Here is a 1,248-nt window from a genome sequence, read left to right as displayed (position 1 = left end):
GTTCGTGGCCCGCTAACGAGCGTCAGGCTAGACTGAGCGAGGGAAGTTGATCCTGCCGCGATGGCGGCTTACTTGAATTTCAGGCTGCCCCGGAACCGGCCCGCCGCATCGCTTTTTTCTGCTCACCCCGGGGCGGTCTCGGTGCGCCGGTCCGCTGAGCTTCAACGTCTAGCCGAGAAAGAGCACTACAGGACGCGCATGAACTGGCGGAAACTGATCACCGGCATCTATGAAAGCCGACATCAGCAACCTGGGATCGCGGGCAAGCCGGAGTTCCACCCCGGGACATCGGCGGCCAGCATCGCTGACGCGGAGGCCGCCCTGAATTCCGCGATGCCCGCCTCCCTTCGCTCGTTACTACTCGAAACCAACGGCGTCATGGACATGATGGCGATTGACGGCGGCGATTGGTTTGAGTCGATGTGGCTGTTGTGGAAGATCGAGGAAGTCGTCGAACAGAACCGCTTTTTTCGTACGGCCCATGAAGAGGGGAAATACGAACGCGACTTCAGCCACCTGGTGTTCTTCGCGGGCGCGAGGACTGACGGCATCCTGTTCGCCTTTCCTGTGGTAGATGGGGTTTGTGACTCGCGAGTCGTCGTGTGGCATCCGATCATGGATGAGTTGGACGACCTCGCGCCCTCTCTCGAGGAGTTCCTTCGCGGGTGGTTGACGAGTACAATTTCGGTCTGAGTCGAGTCGCTGGCGGGCGAGCCGGCTAACAAGTCGTTGCACATGAGGGACCGTCATTACGGTTCTTCGAGATACCACGTTCCTTGCCGCCGGCCCGCAAGTGAGCGAAGTCGTTAGGCGGGTCGGGACTTTACCGTGGCAAGGGGTGATGAACCTTACCTCGGGATGGGACGCGCGATGCGGAGGGCTGGAACGCCTGGCTCGAATTTCCCGCTGGCGGGACGCAGCGCAGTGAGTGGCCACGCGCAGTGAGCCAGCGAGTGGCCACGCACCCAATCTAGGGAAACCAGGGAGGCGGGAGTAGTCGCCTCAAGCGCGGATCGTCAATTCCGAACGGCACGGTGGACAAAAGACGACTATCGAGCTGGGCTTCATCCGTGGGAGGTCGCGCCGATGGCCACGGCTCTTCCGGCTCGTCGATGTGGGTGGCCTTCCACGCCTGGAATTCGATGCGCGCTTTCCTCTGTGTATTCCCCGGACTACCTGCTTCGGGTGCTTGGCCTTCGATGCCGACCCGCCACGGGGCGCCGGTCCTGGCGATCCAGAGACGGCATC

The 1,248-nt window shown here is 61.9% G+C and carries 1 protein-coding gene; it reads left to right on the top strand.

Annotated elements, in window-relative coordinates; translation table 11 throughout:
* The first annotated feature begins 60 nt into the window (after positions 1–60).
* The gene (locus tag G6O54_RS36860) at positions 61–693 is read left to right on the top strand and encodes an SMI1/KNR4 family protein (protein ID WP_165236117.1); all 633 of its coding nucleotides are present in this window, start codon (positions 61–63) and stop codon (positions 691–693) included.
* The last annotated feature ends 555 nt before the right edge of the window (positions 694–1,248 follow it).

The sequence above is a fragment of the Aquisphaera insulae genome (assembly GCF_011064615.1).
GTDB classification, from domain to species: domain Bacteria; phylum Planctomycetota; class Planctomycetia; order Isosphaerales; family Isosphaeraceae; genus Aquisphaera; species Aquisphaera insulae.
Note: the sequence above shows the minus strand (reverse complement) of the source record. Positions and strands in the feature narration are given on the sequence as shown.